Here is a 24,182-nt window from a genome sequence, read left to right as displayed (position 1 = left end):
CCATGGCGGACAACAAGGAAATCAACATTCCGGTGGCGGATCCGAACGATCCGTACGCGGTGCCGGCGGCCATGCCGTCCAGCGCCGATCGCGCGCCGCGCTCCTTCGACGTGGCCGCGTTCCCCACTCCGGAGAAGAAGCAGGACGAGTGGCGCTACACGCCGCTTGAGCGCATCGAGGAGTTCTTCGACGTGTTCGAGCCGAGCGGCGAGACCGAGGTAACGGTGTCCATGATCGATGGGTCCGAGCCGGTCGACGGCGTCCGTGTGCGCCGCGTGCCGATGGGCGAGGCCCCCTCGGGAACCGTGTCCAAGCCGAACGATCGCGTTTCGGCCGTCGAGTGGAATTCCGCAAGGGAGGCGGTCGTCGTTGAGCTGAAGGGCGAGATCGCCCAGCCCGTGCTCGTCAAGGTGCACGGCAACGGCATGGATCTCGATGCCCTGCATCTGGTGGTCAGCGCCGCGGACAAGACGCACGCGGACGTGGTGGTGGAGCATGACGGCTCCGCGCGCCTCGCCGAGGGCGTGGAGATCGTCACGGGCACGGACAGCCACGTGTCCTTCACCTCCATCCAGGAATGGGACAAGGACGCCAAGCACGTGGGCAACCACCGCATCCATCTGGGCGCGGGCGCGTCCCTGCGCCACTCCGTGGTCACGCTCGGCGGCGATGCGGTGCGCATCCGCATGGATCAGGACTTCGGCGGCGAACAGGGCGAGCTCAACATGCTCGGCATCTACTTCGTCGATCCGGGCGAACACATCGAACACCGCACGATGGTGGTCCACAACCACCCCGACTGCAAGTCCCGCGTGGTCTACAAGGGCGCGCTGGACGGCAAGGGCGCCCACTCCACCTGGGTGGGCAACGCGCTGATCGAACCGACCGCCCCCGGCACCGACTCGTATGAGCTCAACCGCAACCTGGTGCTCACCCCGGGCGCCATCGCCGATTCCGAGCCGAACCTCGAGATCGAGAACGGCAACATCATCGGCGCCGGCCACGCGTCCTCCGTGGGCCGCTTCGACGACGAGGAGCTGTTCTACCTCGAGTCCCGCGGCATTCCGGAGACCGAGGCCCGCAAGCTTGTGGTCCGCGGCTTCTTCGGCGAACTCGTGGAGGAGATAGGCATCCCCGCCATCTCCGAGCACCTCATGAACGTGATCGACCGTCGTCTGGCCCGCGGTGAAAGCGACGCCATGGCGCAGGTCCTCGAAGACAAGTAAACATCCGTAAGTTTCTAGGAGCATTCCAAATGGCAACACTCGAAATCAAGGACCTCCGCGCCCACGTCGAGACGAAGGAGGGCATCAAGGAGATCCTCAAGGGCGTGAACCTCACCGTGCATTCCGGCGAGACCCACGCGATCATGGGCCCCAACGGCTCCGGCAAGTCCACGCTGGCCTACACGCTGGCCGGCCACCCCAAGTACATCGTCGATGGCGGTCAGGTGCTGCTCGACGGCGTCGACATCCTCAACCAGACGCCGGACGAGCGCGCCAAGGAAGGCCTGTTCCTGGCCATGCAGTACCCGGTCGAGGTGCCGGGCGTGTCCATGACCAACTTCCTGCGCACGGCGAAGACCGAGGTGGACGGCAAGGCCCCGTCCATCCGCACGTGGACCAAGGAGCTCACCGAGGCCATGAAGCGCCTCAAGATGGATCCGAAGTTCGCCACCCGTTCCGTGAACGAGGGCTTCTCCGGCGGTGAGAAGAAGCGCGCCGAGGTGCTGCAGCTCGAGCTGCTCAAGCCGAAGTTCGCCATCCTCGACGAGACCGACTCCGGTCTGGACGTGGACGCCCTGCGCATCGTCTCCGAGGGCGTCAACCGCGCCAAGGAGGCCAACCAGTTCGGCATCCTGATGGTCACGCACTACACACGCATCCTCAAGTACATCAAGCCGGACATCGTGCACGTGTTCGCGGACGGCCACTTCGTCAAGACCGGCGGTCCGGAGCTGGCGGACGAGCTGGAGGAGAACGGGTACGACCAGTACCTGCCGGAAGGTTCCGATTCGGAGTCCGCGCTGGCGTAGCGCAACAATGACCAGCGCCGTGGATTGGCACATACGATGTTGGACACACTCGAGGCCGTTCGGCCAAGCTGACGGTCCAACATCGTATGTGCCAATCCACGGCTCCGCGAGATGACTGCGGCAGGTCGTCGTACAAGCCGTTTGAAGCGCAAAACGCAAAGCGCAAAGCGCAAATAAGGGGGCAATAATGGTGGATTTCAGCGATATTCGGGGGCAGTTCCCGATTTTGGACCAGCAGGTGCACGGCCATCCGCTGGTGTATTTGGATTCGGCGGCCACGTCGCAGAAGCCGCAGTGCGTGATCGACGCGGAGGCGGAGTTCTACCGGACGATCAACGCCGGCGTGCACCGCGGGGCGCATGAGCTCGCCGCGCGCAGCACCGAGGCCTTCGAGCAGGCCCGCGCCAAGGTCGCCAGGCTCGTGGGTGCGAACGCGGCCGAGGGCGAGGAGGAGATCGTCGTCACCGGCGGCGCCACGGCGGGCCTGAATCTGCTGGCCACCGCGTTCGGCAACGCCTCGCTGGGCCGCGGGGGAGAAGCCGCCAAGCGCTTCGCCCTGAAGCCCGGCGACGAGATCGTGGTCTCCAAGGCTGAGCACCATTCGGTGCTGCTGCCCTTCCAGGAACTTGCCTATCGCACCGGCGCCACGCTCAAGTGGTTCGATCTGACGGAGGACGGCCGCATCCGCTCCGACACCGCCGATGAGGTGATCACCGAGCGCACCAAGGTGGTCGCCGTCACCCACGTGGCCAATGTGACCGGCGCGATCACGGACCTCGCCCCGATCATCCGCCGTGCGCATCAGGTGGGCGCGGTCTTCGTGCTCGACGCATGCCAGTCAGTGCCGCATCTGAAGATCGACTTCCATGCCCTTGACGTGGACTTCGCCGCTTGGAGCGCGCACAAGATGTACGGCCCCACCGGCGTCGGCTTCCTCTACGGCAAGCGCGAGATGCTCGAGGCCCTGCCGCCGGCCAACTTCGGCGGCTCGATGGTGGAGCTCGCATGGATGGACCAGCCGGCCCAGTACATGGCCCCGCCGGCCCGCTTCGAGGCCGGTACGCAGCCGGTCGCCCAGGTGGTGGCCGCGGGCGTGGCCGCCGACTGGCTCATGGCGATCGGCATGGAGAACGTGGAGGCCCATGAGCGCACGATCGCCGCCGAGCTGCTCAAGCTGGGCGATCTGGATGGCTTCCGCATTCTGGGACCGCGCGAGAACGCGGACCGCATCGGCACCGTGGCCTTCGACGTGGCCGGCGTGCATCCGCACGATGTGGGCCAGTACATCGACGCGCAGGGCATCGCCATCCGCGTGGGCCACCACTGCGCCCAGCCGGTGCACCGCCACTTCGGCCTGTACGCCTCCAACCGCGCCTCCACCGGCGTGTACAACACCGTCGAGGACGCCCAGGCGCTCATCGAGGCGGCCAAGGGCGTCAGGAAGTTCTTCGGCGTCGAATAAACCCAAGACAAGCAAACAGGAGCAATATGAGTGATTTTGGCATGAGCGGCGACGACCTTGAGCAGATGTACCAGGAGGTCATCCTCGAGGCCGCGCGCGACCCGCACGGCAAGGAGCATTTCGCTCCCGACGCGGCCGTCGAGGGTTCCGCCGCCGGCACGGGCGACACGGTGATCCGCGCGAGCCATGAATACTGCACGCCGGGCGAGTCCCACCAGTTCAACCCCACGTGCGGCGACGAGGCGACCGTCCATGTGGAGGTTTCGGACGCCGAGCCGCACACCATTGCGCGGCTGGTCTGGGACGGCCACGGCTGCTCGATCTCGCAGGCCAGCCTGTCCGTCATGGTGGATCTGGTTCAGGGACGGACCGTGGACGAGGCCATGGATCTCTTCCGCGACTTCCACGAGCTCATGGAATCGCGCGGCCATGGCCTGGACGACGAGGCCAAGGAGGACAAGCTCGGCGATGCCGTGGTCTTCCAAGGCGTGTCCAAATACCCGATGCGCATCAAGTGCGCGCTGCTGGGATGGGAGGGCATGCGCGATTCGGTCGCCAAGGCCCTCGCCGCCAAGTGAGTGCCTTGCCGCGCCTTGCGAAACCTCTTGTGACTGCATGGCGAGCCGTTTTGGGCCGAGGGCGCACCCGGTCCGCAACGGCCACCATGACGTGTACGCTGGTAATGACGTGTTGACGCGTCTGATTGACTGGAGCAACGATGAACGACAATCTTGTACCCGAACCCACCCCGTCCGTTTTCGATGCGGTCAACGGCGTCCTGAAGGATGAGGAGGCCGCCCGCCGTGTGATGGCGAACCCGAGCCTGGCGGCCGGATTCCCCGGCGGCCACCCGGCTCCGCAGACCGCTGCCGACGCCAAGGATGGCGCCGACCACGCCTGCGGTTGCGGCGGCGATCATGCCAAGTGTGGCTGCCAGAGCGAGCAGTCCGATCCGGACATCCCGCTCAAGGCCGTGGACGACATCGGCCGCGCCACCGCGCAGGACGTCAAGGAGGCCCTGCATCAGGTCATCGACCCGGAGCTCGGCATCGACGTGATCGATCTTGGCTTGGTCTACGGCATCGAGATCGACGAACTGGGCCGCGCGATCATCACCATGACCCTCACCACGCCCGCCTGCCCGCTGACCGACCTCATCGAGGACGAGTGCGCGAGTGTGCTGGCCGGCCTTGTGGAGGAATTCCGCATCGACTGGACGTGGACGCCCCGCTGGACCATGGCGAAGATCACCCCGGAGGGCCGCGAGCAGCTGGCCGCGCTGGGCTTCAACTTCGACGCCATGCCCTACCAGCAGTGAGATGGTCTCCTGAGCGATTCGTCATCCTGAGCGGAGCGCAGCGTAGTCGAAGGATCCTTAATCGTGCACTAATCGGAACTGTGATTGGTGTGTAATGGCCAAGGATCCTTCGACTACGCCCCTTTGGGACTCCGCTCAGGATGACGGCATAAAAAGAACCCCCGCCGCTTGGCGGGGGTTCTTTTTATGCCGTCAGTCCTCGACGATCGTGCCCTTGGGCACCACGGTGATGCCCTCGGGGGTGACCGTGAAGCCGCGCTCGATGTCGTGCTCGGTGTCGATGCCGACGGTCGAGTTCTCCGTGAGTACGACGTTCTTGTCCAGAATCGCCTTGTACACGCGGGCGCGACGGTTGATCGTCACGTTGTCGAACAGGATGGAGTCGACGATCTGCGACCACGAGTGGATGCGCACGTTGGGGGAGAGCACCGAGTGGTGCACCTCGCCGCCGGAGACGATCACGCCGGGGGAGACGATGGAGTCGGTGGCGTGGCCCAGGCGGTCGCGGCCGGCGTGCACGAACTTGGCCGGCGGAAGGTTGCCGGACATCGTGTAGATCGGCCAGTCGAAGTTGTACAGGTTGAACTCCGGCACATAGGCGATCAGATCCATGTGCGCGTCGTAGAACTGCTTGATCGTACCCACATCGCGCCAGTAGGCGTGGTCGGTGGCCGTGGCGCCCGGGATCTCGTTGGTGGTGAAGTCGTAGACGCCGGCCTCGTGGCGGGCCGCAAAGTACGGGGCGATGTCGCCGCCCATGTCGTGCTTGGTGTCCTGCGCCTTCTCATCCTTGGCCAGCGCGTCGAACAGCGCGTCGGTGTTGGCCACGTAGTTGCCCATGGAGGCGAGGATGGAGTTCGGATCGTCCGGCAGGCCAACGGTATGCTGGGGCTTCTCGTGGAAGTCCTTGATCATGTTCGGGTGCTGGGGGTCGACCTCGATCACGCCGAAGGACTTGGACGCCTCGATGGGCTGGCGGATACCGGCCACGGTGAATTCGGCACCGGAGTCGATGTGGGCCTGCACCATCTGCTGGAAGTCCATGCGGTAGACGTGGTCGGCGCCCACGATGACGACGATGTCCGGCTGCACATCCTCGATGATGTTGATGGTCTGGTAGATGGCATCCGCGGAACCCAGGTACCAGTGCTTGCCCAGTCGCTGCTGCGCGGGCACGGGGGACACGTAGTTGCCCAGCAGCGGGGAGAATCGCCAGACCTGCGAGATGTGGCGGTCCAGCGAGTGGGACTTGTACTGCGTCAGCACGATGATGTGCTGGTAACCGGAGTTCACCAGATTGCTCAACGGGAAATCAACAAGACGGAACACACCGCCGAACGGCACGGCCGGCTTCGCACGGTCGCGGGTCAACGGCATCAGGCGCGTTCCTTCGCCGCCAGCCAGTACGATGGACAGAATTTTCGGATTCTTAGCCATCAGACACCTTCCTTTGATTCAGTTGTGCATCGCTTTCGCGATTGTGGTCACGGTCACAGCCCCACCGCATCCTTGCAGCGGGGTGCTGTTACAAATCATCATTGCATGGATTATTGACGGCTCGCCGATTGCTGTGTCTTATTCGAGATGGCGTGTCGCCCAGAAGGCCACGGCGCTGGAAGCCGCCACATTCAGGCTGTCCACGTTGTGGCTCATGGGAATCTTCACGGTCAGATCGGCGTTGGCGATGGTATGGCGGGACAGGCCGTCCCCCTCCGTGCCGAAAATTAACGCAAGCTTTTCAATGTGGTCGGGTTCCATTTGCCCATTGTTCAGCCGTCGAACCAGCTCGTCCATGGAAATCGAGTCGTCGGTGAGGGCCATGGCCACCGTGGTGAACCCGAGCCCCTTCAGTTCCTCGAGCCCCTTCCAGGGCCAGTAGTGGACGTCATCGCCGCCGATGCGCGTCCACGGCACTTGGAAGACCGTGCCCATGGATACGCGGGCCGCGCGGCGGTACAGCGGGTCTCCGCAGGAGGGCGTCACCAGCACGGCGTCCACGTCCAGGGCCGCCGCCGAGCGCATGAGCGCGCCCACGTTGGTGTGGTCCACGATGTTCTCCATCACGGCCACGCGGCTTGCGCCACGGCACACTTCCTCCACGCTGGGCAGGGGCCAGCGCCGCATGGCGCTCAGGGCGCCGCGGTGCAGACGGTAGCCGGTCAGGGACTTGAGCTGTTCGGGGCTGGCCACATACACCGGCACGTCCGGGCCCCAGTGCTCGTCGATGAACGCGAACTCGTCCGCCATGCCTTCAATCCACGGCTCCTCGACCAGCAGGGAGATGGGCTCCCGGCCGGCCGCCAGCGCGCGGTCGATGACCTTGGGGGACTCCGCGATGAACAATCCCTTCGCCGGCTCCAGCCGGTTGCGCAATTGCATTTCGGTGAGGTTGACGTACGCGGCGACGCGCTCGTCGTCCACGGAGTCGATGGTGATGAATCGCATGCCCGGCCTTTCCGATGTTGTTCGATGCGGTTGCTGTTTGCGTTGTTTGCGTTGCTCGGCTTGAAGCGGAAAAACAAAAAGACCCTTGGAAATCCAAGGGTCTTGTCTGTGCCCGAGACGGGACTTGAACCCGTACGGTCGTATAAAATAACCACTAGCACCTCAAGCTAGCGCGTCTACCATTCCGCCACCCGGGCAGGTGTCGTTTGGACAACGAGATAGAACTATACACGAGCATGACGATCATGCAACTTACGGCGTGTTGCCTGTATTTCCAACGGTTTTGCGGTCGGTTGGGACTCATCGGTAGGCTGGGATGCATGACGAATGCCCTGTTTCTTTTTGATCCCGCGTCCGATGGCGTGCCCGTGAACGCCGATGAGCTGCACACCGGATGGACGCTGACCCTTCCCGCGGATGTGAAGCGCCACGCGCTCAAATCCATGCGCATCGGTGTGGGGGAGGAGCTGCAGCTGTCCGACGGCCGCGGCCTGCGCATCGAAGCAGAGGTGGACGATGCGGACAACGGCGTGGTCCATGTCAAGTCCGTGGGCCGCGAGCCGGCGCCCGTGACCCGTCTCGCGCTCATCCAGGCCCTTGCCAAGCAGGGGCGCGACGAGGAGGCCATCGACGCCTCCACGCAGATCGGCGTGGACGAGGTGATCCCGTGGCAGGCCGACCGGTCCATCGTCAAATGGAAGGACGGCAAGACCGATCGCAAGTGGGGCGCCGTGCTCGACGCCGCCACCGAGCAGTCCCGCCGGTCGTGGCGGCCCGAGCTCGCCGACTGCGTGAACACCAAGGGCGTGGTGGCGATCTGCCGTCGCGCGTGCGTGCACGGCGACATGGTGGTGGTGCTCCATCAGGACGCCAACGAGACATGGGACGGCGTGGAGCGCGCCGTGCGCGAGCTGGCCGACCGCACTCTGGACGACGGCCGCGCACGCACGATCCATGTGGTCGTGGGGCCCGAAGGCGGCATCAGCGACGACGAGATCGCCGCGTTCAAGGCCGCCGGCGCCTATGTGTGCGTGCTCGGGCGCAACATCCTGCGCGCGGCGACGGCCGGCCCCGTGGCCCTGACGCTGCTCGCCCGCGCGCTGGGACGATTCTGAGGGACGGTTCTGCGGGACGGCTTCGACGAAACATCGCGTGGGGGCAATAGCATGGAGGCGTACGCACAACATCGAAGGAGCGTTATGAGCGAAGCCAACGACTGCCTGTTCTGCAAGATCATCGCCGGGGACATCCCCAGCAGCAAGGTCTATGAGGACGAGACCACCTATGCATTCAAGGACATCAACCCCAAGGCCAAGGTCCATGTGCTGGTGGTGCCGAAGAAGCACTACGCCAATGTGTCCGAGCTCGCCAAGGATGATCCGGCCGAGCTCGCGCACATCGCCGAAGTGGCGCAGTCCATCGCCAACGACGCCTACAACGGATCGTTCCGTCTGGTGTTCAACACCGGCCTGGATGCGGGCCAGACCGTGTTTCATGTCCACGCACACGTCCTGACCGGCGAAAAGTTCGACGAGTAGGGGCGTCCGTTCGTGGCTACGACGACACGCACCATCACCCTGCCGCCGGAGCTTGACCCGGTGGCCGTGCTCGGTCCGGTTGATCAGGTGATCCGTGAGGTGGAACGGGCGTTCCCGGACCTCACGATCATCGTGCGGGGCAACCGCATCGCGATCATGAACCGTTCCAAATCCACCGAAGCCCAGGCCTCGCAGGCCGAGGACGTGATCGAGACGATCATCCAGGCCGCCTACGACGCCCCGATGGACGCGGACACGGTCCGGCGCATGCTGGACAAGAACGCGCTGCGCAACAGCCAGCACCACCGCGTCCAGACCGCGGCCAAGGGATCGGGCCGTGCCTCGCGCGCAACCTTCCACACCGTGGGCGCGTCCGCGGGGGACCCGTCGCAGGGTTCCGGAAAGCCTGCCACCGCGGGCGAGTTCGCGGACATGCGCGACCAGCGGCGCAAGCCCCAGGTCCCCGGCGTGATCACCTACGCGCTCGGCGTGCCCGTGCGCGCCAAGACCGCCGGTCAGGTCGCCTATCTCAACGCGATCGAGCAGCACACCATCACGTTCGCGATCGGTCCGGCGGGCACGGGCAAGACCTATCTGGCCGTGGCCAAGGCGGTCGCCGCCTTCCAGGACCGTCGCATCCGGCGCATCATCCTCACACGTCCCGCGGTGGAGGCCGGCGAGAATCTGGGCTTCCTGCCTGGCACGCTCAACGAGAAGGTGGACCCCTACCTGCGCCCGCTGTACGATGCCCTCTCGGACATGCTCGGCGCGGACCAGCTGCACCGGTTCATGGAGGACGGGACCATCGAGGTGGCCCCGCTCGCCTACATGCGAGGCCGCACCCTCAACGACGCCTTCGTGATCCTCGACGAGGCACAGAACACCACCGAGCAGCAGATGAAGATGTTCCTGACGCGTCTGGGCTTCAACACGAAGATGATCATCACCGGAGACGTCTCGCAGGTGGATCTGACCGTCACGCGTTCGGGCCTTGCCACGATCGAGGGCATCTTGGGCGGGATCGACGACATCGCCTTCGCCCATCTGGGCGCCGACGACGTGGTGCGCCACAAGCTCGTGGGACGCATCGTCGAGGCGTACGACCGTCACGCGGCGATCGCCGGCGACCACAGCCGGGATGCCCGGCGGAGGGGCCGTGGCGCTTCGCGCGGCGATGCGGGGGACAACGGCTTTAGGGATAACAGCACAAGGGAAGACGCAAAGGAAACGGATGAGCGTTGAAGTAACCAATGAAACCGTCTGGAACATCGATCCCAAGGTGTTCTCGGATCTGGGCGTGTGGGTCATGGACCAGATGCGCGTCAGCACCCAGTCGGACCTGACGATCATCTTCACCGATCCGGAGCCGATCGCCCAGCTGCACATGCGCTGGATGAGCCTCGAGGGCCCCACCGACGTGATGAGCTTCCCGATGGACGAACTGCGCCCCGGCGACGGTAACACCGTCATGGAGGGCGTGCTCGGCGACATCGTGATCTGCCCGTACGTGGCCGCCCAGCAGGCGGCGGCGGCCGGCCACTCCACCATGGAGGAGATGATGCTGCTCACCATCCACGGCATTCTCCATCTGCTCGGCTACGACCACGTCACCGCCGATCAGGAGCGACAGATGTTCGGCCTGCAGCGCCAGCTGCTGCTCACGTTCCTAGCCCTGAGGTCCGGTCCGCTGCCGCAGGCCGTGCTGCCGGCCGGCGATCCCGACCTGATGGCTCAATATGACAAGAGCGGCCGCTAATCTGGTGCGCGTGCGGTAGGGCGGTTCGCCGATGCGGCCAACCATGCGCATGCGGTGAACACCGCCCGCCGGACAAATCGAGCAAGACTATTTTGGAGTTGACGAACCACTTGATAGACATAGAACCTTCGATATTGGCTCTGGTTATTGTCCTGATCATCATCGCCGGGCTGCTGGTGTGGCTGTCGCTGACCATGGCGTCCGCCGAAGGGGCCGTCGCCCGCGTCACGCGCGCGAGCCTGAACAACCTGACGCTTGAACTGCAGACCGATTCGGAGCTCTCGCAGTTCAACCGCATGAAGAAGATCGACGCGATCCACAGGGTTCAGCGCTACATCGTCGATCGTTCGGCCACGGCCGGATCCTGCGCGTTCTTCCGCATCGTATGCAACGTGATGGACGGCGTGCTGGTCTCCAGCATCGTGACACTGCTCGGCGGCCCGCTGTGGGCGGAGATCCTGTCCGGTTTCCTGTTCGCTTTGGTGGTGGGCGTGCTGTCCGTGCTGCTGCGGCCGCGCATGAGCGGGTCCTTCAAGCCGCTGGACGCCATGATGCGTCATCATCGGATCGTTGGCGTGGCCGTGGCCCTCACCCCCTTTGCGCGCATCGGCTCCGACGCCGTGAACAAGCGCGTGGCGCGCGAGGCCGAGCTCTCCGATGACGAGGAGCTCGAAAAGCTGCAGCGCGAGCAGGGGCGCGCGGTGATCGACCGGCTCGCCGAAAGCCGCGAGGTGGATCCGGAAGTCTCCGAGATGCTGCGCAACGTGCTCACGCTGTCCGAGACGCTGACGCGCGAGATCATGGTGCCGCGCACGGACATGATCTGCATCGAGAAGGGGGAGACCCTCTCCGCCATGCTCAAGCTGTGCTCGCGCTCCGGCTTCTCCCGCGTGCCGGTGATCGGAGACAGCGTGGACGATCTGATCGGCGTGGCCTATCTCAAGGACGCCGTGCGGGCCACCGCGTTCAACGCCCAGGCCATTTCGCGCCCGGTCGAGTCGATCGTGCGCGATCCGCTGCTCGTGCCCGAATCCAAGCCGGTGGACGATCTGTTCCATCAGATGCAGAAGCAACGCCAGCACGTGGCCATCGTCGTGGACGAATATGGCGGCATCGCGGGTCTGGTGACCATCGAGGACACCCTTGAACAGATCGTCGGCGAGCTTGAGGACGAGCATGACCGCACCCAGCACGCCGAACCCGTCAAGGTGGGCGACCACAAGTGGAAGCTGCCTGCCCGAACGCCCATCGCCGATCTCGAGGAGATGTTCGAGATCGACATGGACGAGGACGACGTGGATACGGTCTACGGCCTGCTCACCAAGGCGCTCGGCCGCGTGCCGATCGTGGGCGCGTCCGCCGTCACCCGTGGTCTCAAGCTCACGGCGGTGGATTCCGCCGGCCGCCGTAAGAAGGTGTCGACGATCCTCGTCGAGCCCGCAGGCTTGAATGATGGTTCCATCCCCATCGAACCGTCCGGCGATGACGAGGAATCGGACGAGCGCGCGCATGAGTCGCGCAAGGACGGCCACAAAGACAAACACAAGGAGAACAATGACCGATAACGATCTCGCGTCCACCCCATACCGCTCCGGCTTCGTCGCCGTGGTGGGCCGTCCGAACGTGGGCAAATCCACGCTGATCAACGCGCTCATCGGCACGCAGATCGCCATCGCATCCTCCCGGCCCGAAACCACCCGAAAGGCCATCCGCGGCATCCTCACCACGCCCGACGCGCAGCTTGTGCTGGTGGATACCCCCGGCATCCACCGTCCGCGCACGCTGCTCGGCCAGAGGCTCAACGACGTGGTGGACGAGTCGCTGTCCGACGTGGACGTGGTCGCGTTCCTCCTGCCCGGCGACCAGAAGATCGGCCCCGGCGACAAGCGCATCCTGTCGCGCCTGCGCTCCGATTTCGCCACCAAGCGCGAGGACGGCACGTGGAACTGGAAGGTCCCGCTGATCGCCATCGTCACCAAGATCGACACGCTCAGCCGCGAGGAGCTGGTCTCCAAGCTCATCGAGATCAATGAATTCGCCGATTTCGCGGACATCGTGCCGGTCAGCGCGCTGGAGCACGACAACCTCGACGAGGTGCGCAAGGTGCTGATCGAGCACACGCCCGAAGGCCCGCAGATGTACCCCGACGATCAGGTGACCGAGGAACGCCCGGAGGACACGATCGCCGAGCTCATCCGCGGCGCGTTCCTGGAGACGCTGGACGACGAGCTGCCGCACTCGCTGGCCGTGGTGGTCGATTCCATCGAGTACCCGCAGGACAACGAGACCGGAGAGGCGTTCAACGGCAAGGCGCTGGTGAGCGTGTCCATCTACGTGGAGCGCGACTCGCAGAAGCCGATCATCATCGGCAAGGGCGCGGCCAACCTCGTGGCCGTCAAGAAGAAGCTGCGCACGCCGGTCAACCGCATCGTGGGGCAGAAGGCCAAGCTCGACCTGCACGTCAAGGTCGCCAAGGGGTGGCAGTCCGATCCCAAGCAGCTGGAGAAGCTCGGCTTTTAGCCTCGCCTCTTCAGCTGCTTGGGATCGCTTCGCGGCCTTGGCGGATTTGGGTGCGATTTGAGACAAAATGGGTCCCCGCTGCGTCTCAAATCGCATCCATTTTCAGAATTGGCGGCGAATTGAGACAGAAAGAAGGGCGAACGTGTCTCGAAACGCCACCAAAAATGAGAACGGGGGCGATTCGAGACACATGGATGTGCCGACAGGCGCGCATGAGCGCGGGGCCGTTGACGTCTGCATCCCCTCAACCCCAGATGTCTGTGCCGAGGTTGCATTGGATCGCTTTGTTCATCGGCACCCGATGCTCGTACAAAGTCCGCCGGACGTCACCCAGTGCATCAAGCTCGTTATAGAACAAGCGAAATACGTCCACGCCCTGACGCTCCAAGCAACGCTGGCGATCGCGCTCCTTCTCCACCACCTGCTGCAGCGTTTGCGTTCCGACCATCGTCGGATCGACGTACTTGCGTGTGCCGTCGAGTTCACACGCAACCTTTGATCCATCCGCCCGATTCCAAACCATGTCCAGACGATGGGATTTCCTCGGATCGTCCAGACACCTGACCGTCTGCTGCAATTGCGGTACATCGGCGCCGCACTCATGCAGGATTCCCTGGCATTTGGACTCCCCGCCGTTCTCGCTCAGTCCGTTGGCGAGATCAATCGTCTGGGATGCCTTGGTCCAATGCCGGTCATGGCGGTGGTTCATCGCGTGATCGTGCAATGCGGTGTTGGTGGTTTTTCCCAGGCGCAATGCGGAATCGGCGAATCCCAATGCGCGGCTGGTCAGGAACGTCGCCGCGCAATCGTATACGGTCGTTTCCACGGACGTGACCAATATGCCGTCGGCCCGTAGTGTGGCGGTTTGATCGGACATCGGGATCGCCCTGATGCCGTTGGCGCAGGCCGTGCGTTCCGGCCGCCGAACGGCTCGATATATGGTTTTCGACAGTTCATATAGGCAATCCAACCCCAGCACCAGCGCGGCCGAAGGGCCCGCGAAGGTCCAGTCCGGATGCATCAGTGCCAACGCGCGTATGATGTGCAGCGCCTGTTCGTTGGGATTCAGCGATTGCCAATAGGAGCGCTCCGCATATAGACCGCGAAAGGGTCTGACCAGAACGCCTTGGAGTACACGTCTGCTGAGTGTTCGTCGGGCTGTGGCATCCGGGGGAATGATGCAACGGCGCTGTGTGCGGGCCTGCGTGTAGAGAGCGGCGATGGATGCGATTTCGGGCATGATGGGATGGCCTTTCGTTTTTGCGGGCATCCCTCAACCCGATATCAGTTTATCGTCGAGCGGCTTAAGGCGCAATGCGGTGGTGGGTTGCGTACGGCGGGTTGCTGTTGTGTCCTGTTGCGTCCTAAATCGCATCCGATCGTGGGAATGGTGGCGATTCGAGACACAGGGGAAGGCGGATTTGTCTCAAATCGCAGCCAGTTCTGGAAACGGTGGTGGTTTGAGACGCAGCGGGGTGGGGCAGTGTCTCAAACCACCACCAAAAATGGAAATGGTGGCGATTCGAGACGCGGGGGAAGCGTTATGTGTCTCGAATCGCCACCAAATAGCATCGGATCGGCGGCACCACGGCGGCACCCGCCGGCGGCCGAGCCGCGCCGAGCTGCGGCTACTTGCGCTTGGTGTACATCTGGGTGTTGAGCAGCTGCGTGTAGCGCGCGATCACCTTCGGGCGGATCACCTTCAGGGAGGCGGTCATGAGGCCGTTCTCCTGCGTGAACTCCTCGGGCAGGATGATGAACTTGCGCACGGACTCGGCGCGGGAGACGCCCTCGTTCGCCATATCCACGTACTTCTGCACCTCGGCGCGCACGGCTGCGTTGGTCGCGGCCTCCTCGAGAGGCATGTTGCGGTCGAGGCCCTTGGCTTCGAGCCACGGGCGCAGGGTCTCCTCATCCAAGGTGATGAGCGCGGAGATGAACGGGCGCTTGTCGCCGAGCACCAGCGCCTGCGAGACGATTTCGCAGCGCTGGATGACCTCCTCGATGGGTCCGGGGGAGACGTTCTTACCGCCGGCCGTGATGATCAGGTCCTTCTTGCGACCGGTGATGTACAGGAAGCCGTCCTCGTCGAGTCGGCCCAGATCGCCGGTGGCATGCCAGCCGTCCGGGGTGAAGGCGTTTTCCGTGGCCTCCTCGTTCTTGTGATAGCGATGGAAGACGATCGGGCCGCCCACCTGGATCTCGCCGTCCTCGCCGATGCGCAGCTTGAAACCGGGGAACGCGACGCCCACGGAGCCCTGATGGTAGGGCACGCCGATCGGGTTGAACGCGCAGGGGGCGGTGGTCTCGGTAAGGCCATAGCCCTCGTAGACGGGGATGTTCGCGCCGCGGAAGAACGCCATGAGCTCCGGATCCAGCGGTGCGCCGCCGCACACGATCCAGCGGGTCCTGCCGCCCAGCGCCTGACGCAGCGACTGGTAGACGACCGGATCGAACGCGGCGCGCTTGGCCGTGGCGACCAGACCGGCCTTGCCCTTCTCGCTGATCTCCGCCATGTAGTCCTGCGCGGCCACCACGGCGGCGGCGAACGCGACGCCCTTGGGGCCGTGACCGGCTTTCTGGGAGGCGGCGTTGTAGACCTTTTCGAGCACGCGGGGCACCACGATCATGACGGTGGGCTTGGCCACCTGAAGATCGGCGAGCAGCGTCTTGATGCCGGTGGCGATGTAGATGCGCATATCGGTGGCCACCACGATGTAGTTGATCGCGCGCGCGAAGGTGTGGGCCTGCGGCAGGAACAGGAGGATGGAGCCCTTCTTGTCCTTGAGGAGATCGGGCATGTAGTCGCGCAGGTTGAAGGCGTCCGTGCAGTAGTTTTCGTGGGTCATCTCGACGCCCTTGGGGGCGGAGGTGGAACCGGAGGTGTAGATGATCGAGCACAGGTCGGTCTTGCGCAGGGAGTCGATGCGCGCGTCCAGTTCCTCGTCGGTCACCGCGCTGCCATATGCGGCGATCTCCTCAAGGCCGCCGGTCTCGATGCAGATGATGTGCTCCAGCGACGGGCAGTCCTCGATGGCCCCGTTGGCCTTCTCGCGCATGTCCGTGTCCTGCACGATGAGCAGACGGGCGTCGGAATTGTTCACGATGTTGCGGATCTGCTCGGCCGAATCGGTGTCGTAGATGGTGGCGAGCACGCCGCCGCACGCCATGACCGCGCAGTCCGTGAGATCCCATTCGTAGGAGGTGCGGCACATGAGCGCCACGGCATCGCCCTTCTTCAGGCCGTAGTGCAGCAGTCCCTTGGCCACGCGGCGGGCTTCGGCGAGGAATTCGTTGGCGGTCTTGGTGACCCACTGGTCGCCAACCTTGAACGTGTAGAGCGGATCGTCGCCCATGCGCTCGGCGCGATCCTTGTAGACGCTGTAGATGGTGATGTGGTCGTCCAGCGGGGGATTGCCGGCCGTCTCCGTGGTGAGCAGTCCGGTGGCCTGGTCGATGAACGTGGTGGTGGGGTAGCCGGGACCCCATTCGTCGGTGTGGGGCAGCGCGACGGCCTCATCGCCGGCCGCTGCTTGGGCATCCGTTACGTAGTCGGGCTGATCGCTCGAGTCGTCGCTCACCGGGTGGGCGAAATCGTCCTCCAGGTTCAGGGCCCTTCGAGTGATCTCGACGGCCTGGTTCTTGAGCGAATTGATGATTGACACGGCTGGTCTCCTTCAACGTGTTTGGTCAACGTGTTTGCGCGGGGAATGGCGTCTTCTTCGGTTCGAGTGTAGCCGTTCGGACCCGGCTCGTCACCTTACGGTGGCGTAGGTAAAGGGTTTGCGGGGTTGGGCGGGGCTGTTATTCTCATCCTGAAGCGTAGCGGAGTCGAAGGATCCTTAACCTTGTGCGCAAATTAAGGATCCTTCGCCTCCGGCCTACGGCCTGTGCTCAGGATGACGGCGACCGGGCTTCGCTCAGGATGACGTTAGGGCAGTTTGTCCGCGGGCTGTGTATAATCGATTTCTGTTGCTTTGGCGAGGGAACCGTGCAGCCATGGGCTGCGCGAGTTCCGTTATCGACTCGGCGTGAATCACCCTTCCCTTGGGGTGCTCTGCGGTGCGTCGTGGCGCCGAAGGCAGAAGACAGTAACAACTCCAAGGAGAAATATCATGGCACACACCATCGTGCTTGAGGGCGAGACCCGCAACGAGTTCGGCAAGGGCGCTGCCCGCCGCATGCGCGTCGCCAACCAGATCCCGGCGACCATCTACGCCGGCGGCGCCGAGCCGGTCTTCATCAAGCTCCCGGCCAAGGAGACCACCTACCAGCTGCGCAACCGCAACGCCCTGTTCAACGTCAAGTTCGACGGCCAGAGCAAGATGGCCATCGTCAAGGAAGTCCAGCACAACCCGGTCAAGCGCAACATCGAGCACATCGACTTCTACGAGGTCCGCGCCGGCGAGAAGGTCAACGTGACCGTGCCGGTGTTCGTCGAGGGCCTGCCGAAGGGCGCCGCCGTGGCGTTCGTGGACATGCAGCACCTTGAGGTCCGCGCCGATGTGGCCAACCTGCCCGAGAAGATCGTCATCGACGTCAACGGCCTGGCCGACGGCGAGAAGGTCCTCGCCAAGGACGTCAAGCTGCCCGAGGGCGCCGAGCTGCTCGTGGACGATCCGGAGGAGTCCGTCGTGACCGTCGAGGTCCCGGAGGATGCCGCCCCGGAGACCCCGGCCGCCGCCCCTGCCGCCGACGCCGCCGCCGCTCCGGCCGCCGACGCCGCCAAGGCCTGATTGTTCCCCGATCGCTTCGATCGGTCAGACGGGGAGTCCGCGAATCGTGCGGGCTCCCCGTCTTGCGTAATCGGCCCGCCCGATGGCCGGTCATAGGTTTTCAGAATGTGAACCAGATCACCACAGGGCCCGTCCGATGTGCCATAGTGCAAGCTAGGCCCGGCGCCACAAGCGCTAGGCATACGATCATCAAGCGCCACCCGCGGATGCGCATCGCGTCCCGTCCGGGCGGCGTCTACAAAAGAAGCAAAGAATATGACTGAAGCATCTCATCACGATCCGGCGGCGCTGGACAAACTCACCGAAGCGTTCACCGTCCTGCCCAACGACAACCCGGCCTCCGACGCCAAGCGTCAGGAGCTCATCGACAAGCCGGCGTTCGGTCAGGTTTTCTCCGACAACATGACCCACATGACCTGGACCAAGGGCGAAGGCTGGTCCGATCGCCGCATCGAGCCGTACGCGCCGCTCAAGCTGGACCCGGGCGCCTCTGTGCTGCACTACGCGCAGGAGGTCTTCGAGGGCCTGAAGGCGTACCGTCACGCCGACGGCTCCACTTGGCTGTTCCGCCCGGACGCGAACGCCGAGCGCTTCCAGAACTCCGCCAAGCGCCTGTACCTGCCCGAGCTGTCCATCGACGACTTCCTGGGCTCCGTGGCCGCACTGGTCAAGCGCGACGCCAACTGGGTGCCGTCCCGCCGCGAGTACACGCTGTACATGCGCCCGTTCATGTTCGCCTCCGAGCCGTTCCTGGGCGTGCGCGCCCCGCAGGAGGTGGACTACTGCGTGATCGCCTCCCCGTCCGGCCCGTACTTCCCCGGCGGCGTCAAGCCGGTGAGCATCTGGGTTGAGGACAAGTGGTTCCGCACCGGCCCCGGCGGTACCGGCTTCGCCAAGTGCGGCGGCAACTACGCGGCCTCCCTGCTCGGCGAGTACACGGGCATCGAGAACGGCTGCCAGCAGGTGTGCTTCGTCGACGCGGCCACCAAGACCTACCTTGAGGAGCTTGGCGGCATGAACATGATGGTCGTGCACAAGGACGGCCACGTGGAGACCCCGTCCCTGACCGGTAACATCCTGCCGGGCGTCACCCGTCGCTCCCTGATCCAGCTCATGCAGGACCGCGGCATCGACGTGGTCGAGACCATGATCAAGCTGAGCGATCTGCTGGACGACATCAAGTCCGGCGAGGTCACCGAGGTGTTCGCCTGCGGCACCGCCGCCATCATCACCCCGATCGGCCGCTTCAAGTCCAAGGACTTCGACGTGACCGTGGCCGACGGTGAGTCCGGCGAGCTCACGCTGGATCTGCGCAACGAGCTGCTGGGCATCCAGCTGGGCGAGCGCGAGGATCCGCACAACTGGATGTGGAAGGTGTGCTGAGCTTTTAGCTGGCTGAATGGGCCCCTTGCGAACCACCGTGTTTGCAAGGGGCCCATTGTTTGCCTGCCGCAGTGAGGTATGCTGGTGTTACGCGATGAAACGGGGTGAGGCAAATGAGCAGATTGGCATTGAGGCAGCGACCGACACTGGATTTTAATCCCGAGCGCTATGCGAGGGCCATGCGCGGAGCGGCGATTGAAGGCACCGATCTTGAGACGGAAGTCAGGCGCCTGATTGATCGTTATGCGGGATACGCCGATGATGACTATAAAAGTTCCAACGTTCTGCCCGGCGAGTCGGTGTACCGTACGCCTGATGAAACCAAAGCGCACTTCATGGGTCTGCTGGAGCGCTTGTAATGTTTGAGATCCGTTCCAAGGGCAGGGAGTTTGATAGACGGTTGGAGCGCTTGGGACGGTACGATCGTTCGCTCGCCATGGAGCTTGTGCACCTGATGTATGAGGAATTGCAGGTGAATGGATGTGTGCCGTCCGTGTATCGGCCCCATGTGCTGGACAACCCAGGCGGCCGGTACAACGGATGCGTGGAATTCCATCTTGCCGATGATGTGTTGGTCATATATTGGCCGCCCAAACCGGATCAATTCATACGCATGCTGGACATATGCACCCATGAGGAGCTGAGAACCGGGCGCTATTCGTCGCAATGGCCTTACGGATAGCGCCCATTCATTATGCCGTGGTCGTAGTGACCGCAACGGCCGCAGCGCGCACAGCCCCTACCGCGTCTTGAAGAGGCGGAAGAGCTGGGACTCGCGGATGAGCAGGGTGGCGGCCAGCGAGGCGATCATCGTGCCGGCGAACACGGACAGAGGCGTGCGCAGGGCGGTCAGAAGCACCAGATCGGGGGAGGATGGCGCCCATCGCCAGCAGTAGGCGGTGAGCAGCCCGGCGGAGGCCAAGGCGCCCAGTCCCGCCCAGATGAGCGTCTCCACGCCCACCTCGAACAGCTGATCGGTCTTGCGCTGACCGGAATGCAGGGCGCCCGCGTACTCCAGTCGGCGCCGGCGCACCGAAACGGCGCCGATCAGCAGACCCACCGCAAGCCCGATGACGGGCATGAACCGCGTCACGCGCGCGAAGTAGAGGGCGGTGGCGTCGTAGCGCTGGCCGAAGCTCTTGTTGAGCTGCATCACGCCGCTGGTGGGGCCCGCGGAATCCGCCGATCCGCCCGAGATCACCGTGGTGTACAGCAGCGCGGTGAGCGAGGATCCACCCGGCCACTGCTTGGCCCAGCATTCCTGATAGGTGCGGCTGGCATCGGTGGAGGAGGGGGTGAGGACCGCGTAGGCGAAGCGGGTGTCTCGGCCGTCGTTGGGCCAGTCGAACACGCCGGCCACGCGCACGGTGCCGTTGGTGGTTTGCAGGCTGCCGCCGGTCACCAGACCGAAGTCGTTCGCCACGTCTCGCGACACCCAGATGCCGTTCGCATCGGCCTTGAGCCGGCGCGTCTGGTCGCCCATGGCGATGAGTCCCAGCATGCCGGGCGTGACCTCGTAGCTGGACAGGGATTTGCCGGGGGTGGATGCGGGCGCCACGGTGGGGCCGGTGCGCATCGCGCCGGCCGCCTGCGGTCCGTTCACGGAAGTGACGAGACGATCGCACGCGCCGCCGTCGATGGGAGCGCCGCCCAGGATCATGCTCACGTCCGCATAGGAGTTGATGCGCGTGACCGCCTCGGTTTCCTGCGCGATCACGGTGTTCGCCTCGTAGCCGCCGAGCAGTGTGGCGGACACCATCACGGCGATGAGGAAGGCGATGGCCTTGGCCGTCCCCGAACCGATGTTGCGCAGGGCCTCGCCGACGAGTTCAGACAGTCGCATGATCGGCCCCTTTCGCCGGAATGGACGCCATGGCCGGGGTAGACGCCATGGCCGGTGCAGCCTGATCGTCTCCGGGCTCGCCGGACAAAGCCCCGCCCGGTGCATAGTCGGCCAGATCGATGATCCGCTGACAGGCGTCGCGCGTGTCCGGATCGTGCGTGGCGACCACAACGATCATGCCCTGACCCGCCAGATTGCCCAGCACATGGCTCACGCTGTGCGCCGTGCGGGTATCCAGCTGCGCGGTCGGTTCGTCCACCAGAAGCATGTCCGGCCGGGAGCACACCGCGCGGGCCAGCATGAGCCGCTGCGCCTCGCCGCCCGAAAGCGCGGAGAACGGGCGGTCGGCCGCGTATTTCAGATCGAACAGACCCATCGCGTCCAACGCCTCACGCTCGGCGGTTCCGCGTCGCTCGCCCTTGGCCAGCAGCGGGAAGACCACATGGTCCAGCGCGGTGCGCTCGGGCACGCCGTACGGGTTTTGAAACACCCATCCCACGCGCGCGATGCCGTGGCGCTCCACGGTGCCGGCCGCGGGCTTCTCCCAGCCGGCCAGAATGGACAGCAGCGTCGATTTGCCGCATCCGGAGGGGCCGCACACGGCCACGGTTTCGCCTGGCAGCAATGTGCAGGTCAGATGCTCGAACAACGTGTCCGTGCCGGGGAATCGATGGGCCAGATCGGTGACCACCACCGCCACGGGCGGAAGGGAGACCGGGGGAGCGGGCGGAATGTTTGGCGCGCCCGCGTTCACTGGCATGTCACACCGTCCAACGCGCTGCCCAGAGCCACCTGCGTGGGCGCGGAGCCATCGCCGTCCACCTGCACCAGGCTCACGCCCAGTTCGGAGCCGACGATCGACACGGGCACGGCCTTGCGGTCCACGCCCGCCACGCACGCCTTGGTCTGGTCGCCGCCGCGTCCCACGCCGAACACGCCGGCCGCGGGCACGCGCAGCACCTCCACGGGTTCGCTCAGGGAGAGCGTGGCGTCGAGGCCCTGGGAGAAATCCACCTGGGACTGGCTCGCGTACTGCTGGAACATCTCATTGTCCGTGATTCGTTTGCAGTATTCCGCGTCGTCCACGGACACCTGCCCGGCCGGCAGCGTGGTGGTTTCCCCGAACAGTTCCAGCGTGCGGTCGCGGTCGGAGGGCTGCCCGGCCTTGATGGTGAGGCGCGTCACGCCGCCCGGAATCTCGCCGATCGGCGATCCCGCACTCACCGGGATACCCGCCACGCCCTGCCATGCGGCCGGCACCACGTGCTGCTGCGGCATCCACAGCACATCGGCCAGCATGAGCGATCCGTCATCCGCGGGGGTGTTGCCTGCGGACTTCTGAAGCGCTTTGACCGCGTTGGCGGTGGCCCGCGTGTATGTGGAGGAGTCGGCGGGGGCGCCGTAGCCCAGTCGGGCGAGTTCGGCGTTGAGTGACTTGACGTCGTCGCCCTTCGCGTTCACCGCAAGGTCGCGGTACAGTGGCGTTGCGGTGCTGAGCGCCACGATCACGCGTCCGTTGACCGCAAGCGCGCCCTTGCCGGATTCCAGTCCGCCGCTGGACAGGTCCGCGGTGACCGTGCCCGACGTGTTGAGCAGCAGCTGCCGTTTGGTGGACACCGTGGGCACCACGCTCACCGACTGGCGTCCCTCATAGTTCTGCGTGCTCACGGGGGCGCTGGTCACCTCACCGGGGGCGGACAGCACCGCCGGGGCGCGATCGGGCAGCCACAACGCGCACGCGCCGGCCGTCAAAGCCACCGCCACGATCATCGCAAGCAGCAGCCACGTCACCGATACGCGTCGCGCACCGGAGTTCCCCTTCGTTCTTGGTTTCGCCACGATCGCTCCTTTCCTAGCGTTGCGTGTGATTCTTCCGCTGATGGTCGGTGGTGGGTCTATCCCACGTCGTGGAACGTGTCCTGCTGGGCGTCGACGCCGAACAGGCCGTTGGCGACCATGCAGGCGCGCACGTCCGGGTTGTTGCGGTCGAAGGTGAACTCCCAGTTGTTCTGGTTCTTCTCGCGGTCGAAGTCGTTCGCGGTGTAGTCCTTGGACACCAGGTTGTGCCGGTGCAGGCAGTCCACGATGCCCACCGATGACTCCTGATAGAGGTTCGGGTTGTCCTGCTGCACGGAGTAGACGGCGTCAACGTAGGCGGCGAATTTGAACTGGCAGTCGGCCGAATCGGCGCGGAATTTCTCACCCTTTGCCGGATCGTCGGCGTGAACCGCAGAGGGATGGTACATGCCGTTGGTGTACTTGATGAGCAACGGCTCCACATTGCCCTTGTCGACGACGCACTGCTTGAAATTTGACCACACCGTTTCGTACTCGCCCGGGGAGATGTGTCCGGTCTGTATGGCCTTGTTCAGAATGTCGATCTGCGTCTGGTCGACATTATTGGAATGGGCCATGTCAAGCACTTGTTGGGCGTATGCGGTGAAGGAATCCGCGAGTTTCTTCGTATTGGCCGGGCGTTCGGACGTGGATGATTGCGCGGTGGCCGAGGGCGACGGGGCGGCCGACGTGGGGCTGCACGCGCCCATGAACAGTACGCCGCTTACGCATGCGAGGGCCGCAAGCCGGCTGCCCCATCTACCTGACATGGCGAAACCCTCTTTCAGCGACGGCCCAAGCCGGCTGCGGCATAGTCGTATTCGGTGGACGCCCAGTTGCCATTCCATACCGAGGCCTCAGCATGCATCCCGCCGATCTTGTTGTCAACTGTGAAGTTAGTTGGGGTGTCTTGCCTCGCATAGGCGTAATGTTCGTATTTTGCGCTGTAGGAGCTGGCGTCGGAACGGGTGCCGTTCCAGTTCCATGCGGCGATGATGTTGGCGTTGTTGAGCTGTCCAGAGTCGGCCTGCGCGGTTTGCACGCCGACGGCGAGCGTGAGGCTCACGGCCAGTGCCGCGGCGGTTGCGGATACAGCTTTCCTGCTCATGTTATTCCCCTTCTGTTGTACTGCTTTGTATTCCGTGGGAGAGATTCGCCCCCCCCCTTGTTCCATTAAACCACGGGCGGGCTCTAGTGATCGTTGCAACACCTGACCGACCGACGGGAGGATCAGATGGAGACGGACACGAAGAGCGCGGCCAGATGGGTGTTCGAGGACGTGGAATACGCCACGCGCGGCGAGATGTGCG

Annotated in this window: 24 protein-coding genes and 1 tRNA gene; 15 read left to right on the top strand and 10 right to left on the bottom strand. The window is 64.5% G+C overall.

Going from position 1 to position 24,182, the window contains the following annotated elements; all coding sequences use genetic code 11:
* The first annotated feature begins 2 nt into the window (after positions 1–2).
* From sufD to EMO90_RS02805, 5 genes are all read left to right on the top strand, one after another.
* Positions 3–1,226: a Fe-S cluster assembly protein SufD gene (sufD, locus tag EMO90_RS02825; protein WP_150352983.1), complete on the top strand. Its 1,224-nt coding sequence runs from the start codon at positions 3–5 to the stop codon at positions 1,224–1,226.
* A 29-nt stretch (positions 1,227–1,255) separates the two neighbouring features.
* Positions 1,256–2,035, top strand: a complete 780-nt coding sequence (gene sufC, locus EMO90_RS02820) for a Fe-S cluster assembly ATPase SufC (RefSeq protein WP_150352982.1) — start codon at positions 1,256–1,258, stop codon at positions 2,033–2,035.
* Positions 2,036–2,222: 187 nt separating this feature from the next.
* Positions 2,223–3,497: a cysteine desulfurase gene (locus tag EMO90_RS02815; protein WP_150352981.1), complete on the top strand. Its 1,275-nt coding sequence runs from the start codon at positions 2,223–2,225 to the stop codon at positions 3,495–3,497.
* A gap of 26 nt (positions 3,498–3,523) precedes the next feature.
* Positions 3,524–4,075, top strand: coding sequence for a Fe-S cluster assembly sulfur transfer protein SufU (gene sufU, locus EMO90_RS02810; protein ID WP_150352980.1), 552 nt, complete (start codon positions 3,524–3,526; stop codon positions 4,073–4,075).
* A 140-nt stretch (positions 4,076–4,215) separates the two neighbouring features.
* Positions 4,216–4,815 (top strand): metal-sulfur cluster assembly factor, encoded by a 600-nt coding sequence (locus EMO90_RS02805; RefSeq protein ID WP_150352979.1) that lies wholly within the window; start codon positions 4,216–4,218, stop codon positions 4,813–4,815.
* 192 nt (positions 4,816–5,007) lie between these two features.
* On the opposite strand, the gene glgC is transcribed toward EMO90_RS02805, so the two are convergent.
* The 3 genes from glgC to EMO90_RS02790 form a co-directional block, all read right to left on the bottom strand.
* Entirely contained in the window at positions 5,008–6,252 is a 1,245-nt protein-coding gene (gene glgC / locus EMO90_RS02800; RefSeq protein ID WP_150352978.1) for a glucose-1-phosphate adenylyltransferase, read from the bottom strand.
* Between the two features lie 138 nt (positions 6,253–6,390).
* Positions 6,391–7,260, bottom strand: a complete 870-nt coding sequence (locus tag EMO90_RS02795) for a TrmH family RNA methyltransferase (RefSeq protein WP_150352977.1) — start codon at positions 7,258–7,260, stop codon at positions 6,391–6,393.
* A gap of 109 nt (positions 7,261–7,369) precedes the next feature.
* Positions 7,370–7,457: transfer RNA gene (locus tag EMO90_RS02790), tRNA-Leu, on the bottom strand.
* Between the two features lie 123 nt (positions 7,458–7,580).
* On the opposite strand from EMO90_RS02790, the gene EMO90_RS02785 reads away from it, so the two are divergent.
* The 6 genes from EMO90_RS02785 (at position 7,581) to era (ending at position 13,074) form a co-directional block, all read left to right on the top strand.
* Positions 7,581–8,375, top strand: a complete 795-nt coding sequence (locus EMO90_RS02785) for a 16S rRNA (uracil(1498)-N(3))-methyltransferase (RefSeq protein WP_150352976.1) — start codon at positions 7,581–7,583, stop codon at positions 8,373–8,375.
* A gap of 84 nt (positions 8,376–8,459) precedes the next feature.
* On the top strand, positions 8,460–8,798 hold the full coding sequence (locus EMO90_RS02780) for a histidine triad nucleotide-binding protein (protein ID WP_150352975.1): 339 nt from the start codon (positions 8,460–8,462) through the stop codon (positions 8,796–8,798).
* A 12-nt stretch (positions 8,799–8,810) separates the two neighbouring features.
* On the top strand, positions 8,811–10,040 hold the full coding sequence (locus EMO90_RS02775; RefSeq protein WP_150352974.1) for a PhoH family protein: 1,230 nt from the start codon (positions 8,811–8,813) through the stop codon (positions 10,038–10,040).
* On the top strand, positions 10,030–10,554 hold the full coding sequence (gene ybeY, locus EMO90_RS02770; RefSeq protein WP_150352973.1) for an rRNA maturation RNase YbeY: 525 nt from the start codon (positions 10,030–10,032) through the stop codon (positions 10,552–10,554). Before EMO90_RS02775 ends, ybeY begins: the two co-directional genes overlap by 11 nt.
* Before the next feature lie 119 nt (positions 10,555–10,673).
* Positions 10,674–12,119, top strand: coding sequence for a hemolysin family protein (locus EMO90_RS02765; protein WP_395952766.1), 1,446 nt, complete (start codon positions 10,674–10,676; stop codon positions 12,117–12,119).
* The gene (gene era / locus EMO90_RS02760; protein ID WP_223849631.1) at positions 12,109–13,074 is read left to right on the top strand and encodes a GTPase Era; all 966 of its coding nucleotides are present in this window, start codon (positions 12,109–12,111) and stop codon (positions 13,072–13,074) included. The genes EMO90_RS02765 and era overlap by 11 nt, the downstream gene beginning before the upstream one ends.
* Before the next feature lie 244 nt (positions 13,075–13,318).
* Here era and EMO90_RS02755 read toward each other — a convergent pair whose 3' ends face one another.
* Positions 13,319–14,314, bottom strand: a complete 996-nt coding sequence (locus tag EMO90_RS02755; protein ID WP_150352971.1) for a type IV toxin-antitoxin system AbiEi family antitoxin domain-containing protein — start codon at positions 14,312–14,314, stop codon at positions 13,319–13,321.
* A gap of 388 nt (positions 14,315–14,702) precedes the next feature.
* The gene (locus EMO90_RS02750) at positions 14,703–16,739 is read right to left on the bottom strand and encodes an AMP-dependent synthetase/ligase (RefSeq protein WP_150352970.1); all 2,037 of its coding nucleotides are present in this window, start codon (positions 16,737–16,739) and stop codon (positions 14,703–14,705) included.
* A 450-nt stretch (positions 16,740–17,189) separates the two neighbouring features.
* Between EMO90_RS02750 and EMO90_RS02745 the strand changes: the two genes are divergently transcribed.
* The 4 genes from EMO90_RS02745 to EMO90_RS12710 all read left to right on the top strand — a co-directional run bounded on the left by EMO90_RS02745 (position 17,190) and on the right by EMO90_RS12710 (position 19,875).
* Positions 17,190–17,810, top strand: coding sequence for a 50S ribosomal protein L25/general stress protein Ctc (locus EMO90_RS02745; RefSeq protein ID WP_150352969.1), 621 nt, complete (start codon positions 17,190–17,192; stop codon positions 17,808–17,810).
* Between the two features lie 255 nt (positions 17,811–18,065).
* Complete coding sequence (locus EMO90_RS02740; RefSeq protein ID WP_150352968.1) at positions 18,066–19,193, top strand: branched-chain amino acid aminotransferase; 1,128 nt, start codon at positions 18,066–18,068, stop codon at positions 19,191–19,193.
* Positions 19,194–19,306: 113 nt separating this feature from the next.
* Positions 19,307–19,552: a hypothetical protein gene (locus EMO90_RS02735; RefSeq protein WP_150352967.1), complete on the top strand. Its 246-nt coding sequence runs from the start codon at positions 19,307–19,309 to the stop codon at positions 19,550–19,552.
* Positions 19,552–19,875 carry a type II toxin-antitoxin system YafQ family toxin gene (locus EMO90_RS12710; protein WP_150352966.1) on the top strand — a complete coding sequence of 108 codons (324 nt, stop codon included), beginning with the start codon at positions 19,552–19,554 and terminating at the stop codon, positions 19,873–19,875. Before EMO90_RS02735 ends, EMO90_RS12710 begins: the two co-directional genes overlap by 1 nt.
* Positions 19,876–19,932: 57 nt before the next feature.
* Here EMO90_RS12710 and EMO90_RS02725 read toward each other — a convergent pair whose 3' ends face one another.
* The 5 genes from EMO90_RS02725 to EMO90_RS02705 are packed head-to-tail and all read right to left on the bottom strand — an operon-like array spanning position 19,933 to position 23,980.
* Entirely contained in the window at positions 19,933–21,036 is a 1,104-nt protein-coding gene (locus EMO90_RS02725; protein WP_150352965.1) for a hypothetical protein, read from the bottom strand.
* A complete protein-coding gene (locus tag EMO90_RS02720; RefSeq protein WP_150352964.1) occupies positions 21,023–21,796 on the bottom strand; it encodes an ATP-binding cassette domain-containing protein in 774 nt (257 codons plus the stop codon). Before EMO90_RS02720 ends, EMO90_RS02725 begins: the two co-directional genes overlap by 14 nt.
* Positions 21,787–22,875 carry a peptidoglycan-binding domain-containing protein gene (locus tag EMO90_RS02715; protein WP_223849630.1) on the bottom strand — a complete coding sequence of 363 codons (1,089 nt, stop codon included), beginning with the start codon at positions 22,873–22,875 and terminating at the stop codon, positions 21,787–21,789. Before EMO90_RS02715 ends, EMO90_RS02720 begins: the two co-directional genes overlap by 10 nt.
* A gap of 56 nt (positions 22,876–22,931) precedes the next feature.
* Positions 22,932–23,642, bottom strand: a complete 711-nt coding sequence (locus tag EMO90_RS02710) for a hypothetical protein (RefSeq protein ID WP_150352962.1) — start codon at positions 23,640–23,642, stop codon at positions 22,932–22,934.
* 14 nt (positions 23,643–23,656) lie between these two features.
* Complete coding sequence (locus EMO90_RS02705) at positions 23,657–23,980, bottom strand: hypothetical protein (protein WP_150394983.1); 324 nt, start codon at positions 23,978–23,980, stop codon at positions 23,657–23,659.
* Positions 23,981–24,182: the final 202 nt, after the last annotated feature.

It is taken from the genome of Bifidobacterium vespertilionis, assembly GCF_008698145.1.
Lineage (GTDB): Bacteria > Actinomycetota > Actinomycetes > Actinomycetales > Bifidobacteriaceae > Bifidobacterium > Bifidobacterium vespertilionis.
Note: the sequence above shows the minus strand (reverse complement) of the source record. Positions and strands in the feature narration are given on the sequence as shown.

Coding starts and splice junctions, on each gene's coding strand:
- EMO90_RS02710 (WP_150352962.1), bottom strand. CDS start 23,642: ATGTCAGGTAGATGGGGCAGCCGGCTTGCGGCCCTCGCATGCGTAAGC.
- EMO90_RS02785 (WP_150352976.1), top strand. CDS start 7,581: ATGACGAATGCCCTGTTTCTTTTTGATCCCGCGTCCGATGGCGTGCCC.
- sufC (WP_150352982.1), top strand. CDS start 1,256: ATGGCAACACTCGAAATCAAGGACCTCCGCGCCCACGTCGAGACGAAG.
- EMO90_RS02755 (WP_150352971.1), bottom strand. CDS start 14,314: ATGCCCGAAATCGCATCCATCGCCGCTCTCTACACGCAGGCCCGCACA.
- glgC (WP_150352978.1), bottom strand. CDS start 6,252: ATGGCTAAGAATCCGAAAATTCTGTCCATCGTACTGGCTGGCGGCGAA.
- EMO90_RS02745 (WP_150352969.1), top strand. CDS start 17,190: ATGGCACACACCATCGTGCTTGAGGGCGAGACCCGCAACGAGTTCGGC.
- EMO90_RS02735 (WP_150352967.1), top strand. CDS start 19,307: ATGAGCAGATTGGCATTGAGGCAGCGACCGACACTGGATTTTAATCCC.
- EMO90_RS02815 (WP_150352981.1), top strand. CDS start 2,223: ATGGTGGATTTCAGCGATATTCGGGGGCAGTTCCCGATTTTGGACCAG.
- EMO90_RS12710 (WP_150352966.1), top strand. CDS start 19,552: ATGTTTGAGATCCGTTCCAAGGGCAGGGAGTTTGATAGACGGTTGGAG.
- EMO90_RS02725 (WP_150352965.1), bottom strand. CDS start 21,036: ATGCGACTGTCTGAACTCGTCGGCGAGGCCCTGCGCAACATCGGTTCG.
- EMO90_RS02705 (WP_150394983.1), bottom strand. CDS start 23,980: ATGAGCAGGAAAGCTGTATCCGCAACCGCCGCGGCACTGGCCGTGAGC.
- EMO90_RS02720 (WP_150352964.1), bottom strand. CDS start 21,796: ATGCCAGTGAACGCGGGCGCGCCAAACATTCCGCCCGCTCCCCCGGTC.
- era (WP_223849631.1), top strand. CDS start 12,109: ATGACCGATAACGATCTCGCGTCCACCCCATACCGCTCCGGCTTCGTC.
- ybeY (WP_150352973.1), top strand. CDS start 10,030: ATGAGCGTTGAAGTAACCAATGAAACCGTCTGGAACATCGATCCCAAG.
- EMO90_RS02805 (WP_150352979.1), top strand. CDS start 4,216: ATGAACGACAATCTTGTACCCGAACCCACCCCGTCCGTTTTCGATGCG.
- EMO90_RS02795 (WP_150352977.1), bottom strand. CDS start 7,260: ATGCGATTCATCACCATCGACTCCGTGGACGACGAGCGCGTCGCCGCG.
- EMO90_RS02780 (WP_150352975.1), top strand. CDS start 8,460: ATGAGCGAAGCCAACGACTGCCTGTTCTGCAAGATCATCGCCGGGGAC.
- sufU (WP_150352980.1), top strand. CDS start 3,524: ATGAGTGATTTTGGCATGAGCGGCGACGACCTTGAGCAGATGTACCAG.
- sufD (WP_150352983.1), top strand. CDS start 3: ATGGCGGACAACAAGGAAATCAACATTCCGGTGGCGGATCCGAACGAT.
- EMO90_RS02740 (WP_150352968.1), top strand. CDS start 18,066: ATGACTGAAGCATCTCATCACGATCCGGCGGCGCTGGACAAACTCACC.